This is a genomic window from Cupriavidus sp. R6-3 (assembly GCF_059772245.1).
In genome coordinates, this window is the sequence record NZ_JCBAJO010000212.1 from 1 (window position 1) to 8253 (window position 8253).

An 8253-nucleotide genomic window follows, 5' to 3' on the forward strand; every position below is an offset into this window, starting at 1 on the left:
CGCGCGTTCGCGCCCTTCCCGGCCCGGCAGGCCCAGCGCGATGTTGTCGAGCACGCGCTTCCACGGCAGCAGCCGCGCGTCCTGGAACATGATGCGGGTTCCGTCGTCATGGCCGTCCCGCGGCCGGCCGTCGAGCGCGATCCGCCCCGCGCTGGGGCTTTCGAGCCCGGCGACCAGCCGCAACAGCGTGCTCTTGCCGCAGCCGCTGCGGCCGACGATGGCGACGAATTCGCCCGGCGCGATGCGCAGGTCGATGTGCTGCAGCACGGTGCGGCCGCCATAGGCCTTGTGCAGGCCGCTGACCGCGACCTCGGTGCCGCGGGGGCGGCCGGTGGCGTGGGTGGCATGGGGGCCGTCGGTATTGCGCTCGGCGCTGCGCGCCCCGGCCCGCGCGGTCAGATCGGTGGGCTCGCCGGGCTCGACGGGTTCCCTGCCCGCGCGCCGCAGCGGCAGATGTTGTTGCATGGCATGCATTGGATGAACTCCGGTAGGGGTCGATCGCGATCAGGTCGATTTGACGGGCCGATGGGGTCTGGCCGATGGGGTCAGGCCGATGGGGTCAGGCCGAGGGATCAGCCTTTCGCCGCGCTCTGATAGCCCGGATGCCACCGCAGCCACCACCGCTCCAGCCCCTTGGCCAGCAGGTCGGCCAGCTTGCCCAGCAGCGCATAGAGCAGGATGCCGACCAGCACCACGTCGGTCTGCAGGAACTCTCGCGCGTTCATCGTCAGGTAGCCGATGCCGGCCTGCGCGGAGATCGTTTCCGCGACGATCAGCAGCACCCACATCAGCCCGAGCGAGAAGCGCAGCCCCACCAGGATCGACGGCAGCGCGCCGGGCAGGATCACCTGCCAGTACAGCGCCCAACCCGACAGCCCGTAGCTGCGCGCCATCTCGATCAGTCCCTTGTCGACCGAGCGGATGCCGTGGAAGGTGTTCAGATAGATCGGAAAGAACACGCCGACCGCGACCAGGAACAGTTTGGCCGCCTCGTCGATGCCGAACCACAGGATCACCAGCGGAATCAGCGCCAGCGCGGGGATATTGCGCACCATCTGCAGGCTCGAATCGAGCAGCGTCTCGGCCGTGCGGAACGTGCCGTTCAGCAGCCCCAGCAACAGCCCGAGTCCGCCGCCGATCGCCAGGCCCGCCAGTGCGCGCCACGCGCTGACCGCGGTGTGCTGCCACAGCTCGCCGGACAGCGCCAGCGTGCGGAACGCAGCGACCACGGCCAGCGGCTCGGGCAGCACGCGGCTCGACAGCCAGCCGCTGCGCGAGGCCAGCTCCCACAGCAGCAGGATCAGGGCCGGCACCAGCCACGGCAGGCCGCGCCGCAGCACGGAAGCCGCCCAGCCCTGGGGCAGCAGCGCGCGCGCCGGCGCGGCCGCGGGAAAATCGGCCGCCAGCGCGGCACCGCTTTTCGAGGGATTCGACATGGCGTTCAACTCGCGGACAGATTGGCGCCTGGCGTGGCCGCCGAAGGCACGAAGGTATTGGCGACGATCTCGCCGAACGGTCCGGTCAGCACGCGCTGGGCGGCCTCGCGCTGCGCCAGCGGCAGCAGCGGAAACACCAGTTCGGCGAAGCGGTGCGCCTCTTCCAGATGCGGGTAGCCGGACAGGATGAAATATTCGAGCCCCAGGTCCGCGTATTCCCGGATGCGCGCCGCCACCTGCTCGGGGTTGCCGACCAGCGCCGTACCGGCGCCGCCTCGCACCAGCCCGACGCCGGCCCACAGGTTCGGCGCGATCTCCAGGCCCTGGCGGACGTCGTCCCGGTTGAAGCGGCCACCATGCAACTGCGCCATCCGGCGCTGGCCCACCGAATCCATCGCGGCAAACTTGCGCTGGGCCGCGGCGACGACGTCCTCGTCCAGATGCGACACCAGTTCGCTGGCCGCGCGCCACGCTTCCTCCTCGGTCTCTCGCACGATCACGTGCAGGCGGATGCCGAAACGCAGCGTGCGGCCGACCGCGGCGGCGCGTGCGCGCACGTCGGCGATCTTCTGCGCCACCGCCGCCGGCGGCTCGCCCCAGGTCAGATAGGTATCGACCTGCTCGGCGGCAAGGTCGTGGGCCTCGGGCGACGAGCCGCCGAAGAACAGCGGTGGATAGGGCCGGCTGATCGGCGGATACAGCGCCTTCGCGCCCTCCACGCGCAGATGGTCGCCGGCGAAGTCGAACGCCTCGCCATCGTGGCTGCGCGCCAGGATCTCGCGCCAGATCGTCAGGAATTCGCGCGACAGCGCATAGCGGTCGCGATGCGACAGGAACAGGCCATCGCCCTGCAGCTCTTCCGGATCGCCGCCGGTGACAAGGTTGACCAGCAGACGCCCGCCCGACAGCCGGTCCAGCGTCGCCGCCATGCGCGCGGTCTGCGACGGCTGCATCAGCCCGGGGCGCAACGCCACCAGGAACTTGAGCCGCCGCGTGGCGTCGATCAGGCTCGAGGCCAGGATCCACGAGTCCTCGCAGGAGCGGCCCGTCGGCAGCAGCACGCCCTCGTAGCCCAGGCTGTCGGCCGCGATCGCGACCTGCTTGAAGTAGTCGAAGGTCGCGGCGCGCGCGCCCCTGGCGGTGCCCAGGTAGCGCGAATCGCCATGCGTGGGCAGGAACCACAGGACTTTCATCGGGCATCTCCGGCCTGGAGCGCCCCGCGCTGTGCGACGGCGTCCCGTTTCTCCGATTTGTCCCGCTCGGCAGGCAACGCATCGGCAATGCGGATCGGCTTCGGAATCAGCTTCAGTGCGTGGAAGGTATCGGCGATCTGCTGCTGTTGCGCGGCGACGGCCGGCGTCAGCGGCGCGACGCCGAACTCGCTGCGATTGAGCGTGCGTTCGACGACGTCGGCATCCAGCCCCTGCTGCGGGGCGATCGACGCCGCGGCGGCACGCGTATCGGCCTTCAGGCGCCGGCCCTGCTGCAACAGTTCATCGAACAGCGCCTCGACGATCTGTGGCTTCTGCGTGGCAAAGCGCCGCGCGGCAAGGTAGTAGGCGTAGTTGTTGACGAGCCCGCGGCCATCGGCCAGCACGCGCGCGCATCGGCCGGCGCGAGATAGACCGGCTGGATATCGGTGATCTTCAGCCCGGCCTTCTCCAGTGCCTTGACCAGCAGGTAATGGACGTTCGAGCCCTTGTTCAGCGCGACCTTGCGGCCCTTCAGATCGGCCACCGTGCGCACCGGCGAGTCCCGGCGCACCACGATGGCTTCGGCTTGCGGCGCGGCGGGATCGAAACCGATGTAGACGAAGTCGGCCCCGGCGGCCTGCGCGAAGATCGGCGGCGCCTCGCCGACGAAGCCGACATCGACGGCGCCGACGTTCAGGCCCTCCAGCAATTGCGGACCGGCAGGAAATTCCACCCACTTGACCGCGGTGCCCAGCGGCGCGAGCCGGCGCTCGAGCGACTGCTGCGATTTGATCAGCACCAGCAGGCTGGCGGACTTCTGGTAGCCGATGCGCAAGGTATCGGCGGCGGTTTGGGCCAGCGCGGCGCCGGATGCGGCCACGGCGGCGCAGGCGATGGCGAGCGCGGCCAGCCCGCGCAGGCCGCGGAGGCCGCGAAGCGCGTGATTCGGGATCGAAAGCGTCATGGCTTGATGGGTCGGGGATCGGAGTAGCCCCGACGATAGCCCGGCGGGCCGCCATGACAAACGAAGCGTTTCGGATTTCGATACGCGGTCAGCGCATGTGGGATGCGCGCGCATCAAGGGCAACGACGCGACGGTCTGCCCCGGCGCCAGCACCACGACGTTGGCCATCATGCCGCCATCCCCGTGCCCCACGATATGGCAGTGGAAGGCGACATGACGGCGACGCGCCACGTCGGCGACGCGCTACCCCGCGCGGGACTTCCGTCGCGGCGCGGGGCGCTCCGGGCCGCCCCTGCCCTCCTTCAGCGCGGCGACGAAGGCCTGCACCGCCGGCGGCGACGCATCGGCCCGCGTCACCGCCACCACGGTCGCGCGGGTGCCGAGGTCCGCGATCGGCACGAAGGCGACATCGGGCCGGTTCGCCTCGGCGACCGAGGCGCCCACCAGCGTGAAGCCGAGTCCGGCGGCCACCAGCCCCAGCGCGGTATGGATCTCGATCGCCTCGTGGCCCGGCAGCGGGTCCGCGCCCGCCTCGCGCAGCGCCGCCAGCATCAGGTCGGCAAAGCCGCTCTGCGGGTCCTTCGGATACCGGATCAGCGCCATCGCGCCGAGATCGGCCGCGCGCAGCGACTTGCGCCGCGCGAGTGCCGACGTCGCCGGCAGCGCCGCGACGAAGGGCTCCTCGAACAGCACCGTATGCACGAGATCGGCAGGGCGCTCGAACTCGCCGATATAGCGCGAGATGCCCACATCGATGCGCCCGCGCCGCAGCAGCGCGGGCTGATGCTCGGACAGTTGCTCGACCAGATCGAGATGGACATCGGGAAAGCGCTTGCGGAAGCGGCGCACCGCCGTGGGCAGGATCGAGAAGATCGCCGAGCGCGTGAAGCCGATGCCGAGCCAGCCGAGATTGCCGGCGGCGACCGCGCGCGCCTCCTCGTCGAGCCGCCGCATCTGCGACAGCAGGTCCTTGGCGCGCGGATACAGGAAGCGCCCCGTGGCGGTCAGCGACATGGGCCGGGTCGAACGATCGAAGACGGGCGCGCCGAGCTGGCCCTCGAGCTGCGCGATCTGCATGCTGATCGCCGTCGGCGCGACGAACAGCCGGCTGGCGGCCTCGACGGCGCTGCCCGCGTCGACCACGGCGCAGAAATAGCTGAGCTGTCGCAAGTTCATTTTTTCTGAATCCGAGTCCAATAATCGATGTTTGATCCGGCTCGCACTTTACTTGAAACTGCGCCTCAAGCTTACGAGGACATCGACATGCAAGCCATGCAACACGGGGACGGCCACGCAGTGGGACGCGAAGACGGGCAGGGAGACAAGCGGGAAGACGACTGGCTGCAGGCCGTCCGCGAGCTCTCCACCGCCGAGGTTTCCGACGCCCTGGACTATTTCCGCCTGCCCGGCAGCGCGCTGGGCATCCAGCCGATCGCCGGCGCGCCGGCGTTGTTCGGCCCGGCCTTCACCGTCAGCTTCGTGCCGGTGGATGTGGCCTCCCCCGGCACCGTCGGCGATTTTCTCGACGACATCCCGGCCGGCGCGGTGGCCGTGCTCGACAACGGCGGCCGGCTGGACTGCACCGTCTGGGGCGGCATCATGAGCCGGCTGGCGGCGCATCGCGGCATCGCTGGCACCGTGATCCACGGGGTCTGCCGGGACACCGCGGAAGCCGATGCCGCCGGCTATCCGCTGTATGCCCGCGGACGCTTCATGCGTACCGGCAAGGATCGCGTGCAGGTCTCCGCCGTCGGGCAGCCGGTCAGCCTCGGCGACGTGCGCGTGGTGGCCGGCGACTACATGCTGGCCGATGCCGACGGCGTGGTCGTCATTCCGCGATCGCAGGCGCCGCGCGTGATCGAGCGCGCGCTGCGGACGCGCGATGTCGAGCAGCGGATCCTCGACGCGGCGCTGGGCGGCATGGCGCTGCGCGAGGCCCGCCGCCAGTTCGGGTATCACGTGCTGCAGCGCGCCGGCCATTAGCGGACACCGAAGGTCATTGACGAGCATCGACGGTCCTCGACGGCCTCTGGCGGTCCAACGCCGCCGGCATTGAACCCTTGCCCACAGACGACGAAACACGTCGCACCGAATTGCATCAGGAGACAGCATGAACATCGAACCTGGCCACGCTCGCCGCCTTTCTTCGCGCCGCCCTTCGCGCCGGCACGCCCTGCTGCTCGCCGCCGCCGCGATGGCGGGCCTCGGCCTTGCCGCCCCGAACGCCCGCGCCGCCACGCCCGAGCCCTATCCGTGCGCGACCCTGCGGATCGTGTCGCCCTACCCGCCCGGCGGCACCACCGACATCCTCGCGCGCATCGTCTCACCCGGGCTGTCGAAGCAGCTCGGCGTGCCCGTGATCGTCGACAACCGCGGCGGCGCCAGCAGCAATATCGGCACGGAGTTCGTCGCGCGCGCCAAGGGCGACGGCTGCACCGCGCTGCTGGGCAACAACACCGGCATCGTGATCAACCGCAATCTCTACCAGCTCAAGCTCGATCCCACCCGTGCGCTGGCGCCGGTCGGCGAGGTCGCGTCGGTGCCGCTGGTGCTGTACGTCAACAGCGCGCTGCCGGTGAATTCGGTGGCGCAGCTGGTCGCGCTGGCCAAGGCCGCGCCCGGCAAATACAGCTACGCTTCGGGCGGCAGCGGCAGCCCGCAGCATCTGGCCGGCGAGATGCTCAAGCTCGAACGCCAGCTCGACATCGTCCATATCCCGTATCGCGGACAGGGGCCGGCGCTCGCCGACGTGATTGCCGGCCAGGTGCCGATCGCCTTCGAGACCACCACCGCGATCGCCCCGCAACTGAAATCCGGACGGCTGCGTCCGCTCGCTACCACCGGTGCCAGACGCGCCCGCACGCTGCCCGATCTGCCGACGATGCAGGAGGCCGGCTTCCCCGGCTTCGTGATCGAGAACTGGTATGGCCTGTTCGTGCCGGCCGATACGCCGGCGCCGCTGGTGCAGCGGCTGAACGCCGCGCTGAACGCGGTGCTGGGCCAGCCGGACATCGCCGGCAAGCTGTCGGACATGGGTTCGACGGACGTGCGCGGCACCACCGCGCAGTTCCGCGCCTTCATTGCCAGGGAAATGCCGTACTGGGAATCGCTGGTCAAGCGCTCCGGCGCCACGGTGGACTGAATCGCATCCCGGCCCCATCGCCGCCCGGCATCCCCGCTCGCATCCCAGCCTTCACCCCTTTCCTGATCCGGACTTCCCGCTAGCCATGACGCAAGCCGACATCACTACCGCGCAGCTCGACCGCCTGAAGCGGCTCGGCACGGCCACCATCCACGAGGCACAGGGCCAGCAGGGCGCGGTCGATCCGCGCATCGCCGCGCTCGATCCCGGCATGCGGCTGGCCGGACCCGCGCTGACCGTGGATGTCCGTCCCGGCGACAATCTGATGATCCACTACGCGCTGACCAAGGCGCGGCCCGGCGACGTGCTGGTGGTGGACGCCAAGGGCTTCGCCGAGGCCGGCCCGTGGGGCGACGTGCTGACCTTCGCGGCGCAGACGATCGGTCTGGCCGGGCTCGTCATCGACGGCGCGGTGCGCGACGCGGCCAGCATCGTCGAGATGGGATTCCCGGTGTTCTGCCGCGGCGTCTGCATCCGCGGCACCAACAAGCAGCAGCCGGGCAAGCTGGGCGTGCCGCTGATCGTCGGCGGCGCCGCGATCCGCCCCGGCGACATCGTGGTTGGCGATCGCGACGGCCTGGTCGTGGTGGCGCGCGAGCAGGTGGCGCAGGTCATCGAGGCCAGCGAGGCGCGCGAACGCAAGGAGCAGCAGATGCGCGAGCGGCTGGCCGGCGGCGCCACCATGGTCGACCTGCTGGAACTGCGGGACACCCTGGCGCGCTACGGCCTGCATTGAGCCAGGCCAGCGGAAGCCGCCGCCGGCGCGCGCTGCATGCGCAGGCTAGTGACCAGCGCCGCCAGCGTCAGCGCACCGGCGATCAGCAGCGTCGCATGCAGCCCCGCCGCGTCGACCGCGATGCCGCCGAAGAACGAGCCCAGCGCGATCCCGAGGTTGAAGACCGACACCAGCAGCGCGGTTGCGGCCTCGATGCCGTCGAGGCCGTCGGCGGCGCGCAGCATCCAGCTCTGCACCGAGACCGACACCGCGCCGTACGACAGTCCCCAGCACAGCAGCAGCACCGCGCCACCGGCCATGGTGCCGCCCAGCGCCGCGAACAGCAGCAGCGTCGTGCTCAACGCCAGCGCGACGGCCAGCAGCGCGCGTCCCGGATGCCGTCCGGCCAGCGGCCCCGCGGCGAAGTTGGCGATCATGCCGGCCACGCCGTAGCCGAACAGCAGCACGCCGATCCACCCCGCGCCGAAGCCCGAGACCTGCTGCAGCAAGGGCCGCACGAAGGTGTAGGCCATGAAGTGGCCGGCCACCAGGAAAAACGTCACCGTCAGGCCGAGCCGCACCCCGCGGTTGCCGAATTGCGCGCGCAGACCTTGCCGCGAGCCGCGGGCGGCGGCCGGCAGCGGCGGCAGCGTGGCCACGTTCAGCACGAAGATCAGGCCGCTGCAGATCGCCATCGCGCCGAAGGCCGCGCGCCAGCCGACCAGTTCGCCCAGCCACGCCCCCAGCGGCACGCCGACCACCGAGGCCACCGATACCCCGCCGAAGATGATGGCCGTGGCCCA

The 8253-nt window shown here is 70.6% G+C and carries 8 protein-coding genes and 1 pseudogene; 3 read left to right on the plus strand and 6 right to left on the minus strand.

The features are described from left to right. The 5 genes and pseudogenes from AC6EI8_RS21685 to AC6EI8_RS21705 form a co-directional block, all read right to left on the minus strand. Positions 1-474 (minus strand): ATP-binding cassette domain-containing protein (locus AC6EI8_RS21685; protein ID WP_498382843.1); only part of this gene is annotated, 474 nt, incomplete at its 3' end. A gap of 98 nt (positions 475-572) precedes the next feature. After that, entirely contained in the window at positions 573-1436 is an 864-nt protein-coding gene (gene ssuC, locus AC6EI8_RS21690; RefSeq protein WP_149316080.1) for an aliphatic sulfonate ABC transporter permease SsuC, read from the minus strand. 5 nt (positions 1437-1441) lie between these two features. Next, entirely contained in the window at positions 1442-2629 is a 1188-nt protein-coding gene (gene ssuD, locus AC6EI8_RS21695) for an FMNH2-dependent alkanesulfonate monooxygenase (RefSeq protein WP_498382845.1), read from the minus strand. Next, positions 2626-3593: pseudogene (locus AC6EI8_RS21700) on the minus strand (ABC transporter substrate-binding protein). The gene ssuD and the pseudogene AC6EI8_RS21700 overlap by 4 nt, the downstream one beginning before the upstream one ends. Positions 3594-3836: 243 nt before the next feature. Continuing rightward, positions 3837-4769 carry a LysR family transcriptional regulator gene (locus AC6EI8_RS21705; RefSeq protein WP_150083816.1) on the minus strand — a complete coding sequence of 311 codons (933 nt, stop codon included), beginning with the start codon at positions 4767-4769 and terminating at the stop codon, positions 3837-3839. Positions 4770-4856: 87 nt separating this feature from the next. Between AC6EI8_RS21705 and AC6EI8_RS21710 the strand changes: the two genes are divergently transcribed. The 3 genes from AC6EI8_RS21710 to AC6EI8_RS21720 all read left to right on the plus strand — a co-directional run bounded on the left by AC6EI8_RS21710 (position 4857) and on the right by AC6EI8_RS21720 (position 7471). After that, on the plus strand, positions 4857-5576 hold the full coding sequence (locus AC6EI8_RS21710; RefSeq protein ID WP_498382846.1) for an RraA family protein: 720 nt from the start codon (positions 4857-4859) through the stop codon (positions 5574-5576). Between the two features lie 127 nt (positions 5577-5703). Further along, a complete protein-coding gene (locus AC6EI8_RS21715) occupies positions 5704-6735 on the plus strand; it encodes a Bug family tripartite tricarboxylate transporter substrate binding protein (RefSeq protein WP_498382847.1) in 1032 nt (343 codons plus the stop codon). An 85-nt stretch (positions 6736-6820) separates the two neighbouring features. Beyond that, positions 6821-7471 carry a 4-carboxy-4-hydroxy-2-oxoadipate aldolase/oxaloacetate decarboxylase gene (locus AC6EI8_RS21720; RefSeq protein ID WP_498382848.1) on the plus strand — a complete coding sequence of 217 codons (651 nt, stop codon included), beginning with the start codon at positions 6821-6823 and terminating at the stop codon, positions 7469-7471. Here AC6EI8_RS21720 and AC6EI8_RS21725 read toward each other — a convergent pair. After that, the coding region (locus tag AC6EI8_RS21725; protein ID WP_498382849.1) for an MFS transporter at positions 7456-8253 on the minus strand (798 nt) is incomplete at its 5' end. The genes AC6EI8_RS21720 and AC6EI8_RS21725 overlap by 16 nt on opposite strands.

What these genes read in the sequence shown, in the direction of transcription:
- AC6EI8_RS21720 (WP_498382848.1), top strand. Translation starts at nt 6,821, where the DNA reads ATGACGCAAGCCGACATCACTACCGCGCAGCTCGACCGCCTGAAGCGG.
- ssuC (WP_149316080.1), bottom strand. Translation starts at nt 1,436, where the DNA reads ATGTCGAATCCCTCGAAAAGCGGTGCCGCGCTGGCGGCCGATTTTCCC.
- AC6EI8_RS21705 (WP_150083816.1), bottom strand. Translation starts at nt 4,769, where the DNA reads ATGAACTTGCGACAGCTCAGCTATTTCTGCGCCGTGGTCGACGCGGGC.
- AC6EI8_RS21710 (WP_498382846.1), top strand. Translation starts at nt 4,857, where the DNA reads ATGCAAGCCATGCAACACGGGGACGGCCACGCAGTGGGACGCGAAGAC.
- AC6EI8_RS21715 (WP_498382847.1), top strand. Translation starts at nt 5,704, where the DNA reads ATGAACATCGAACCTGGCCACGCTCGCCGCCTTTCTTCGCGCCGCCCT.
- ssuD (WP_498382845.1), bottom strand. Translation starts at nt 2,629, where the DNA reads ATGAAAGTCCTGTGGTTCCTGCCCACGCATGGCGATTCGCGCTACCTG.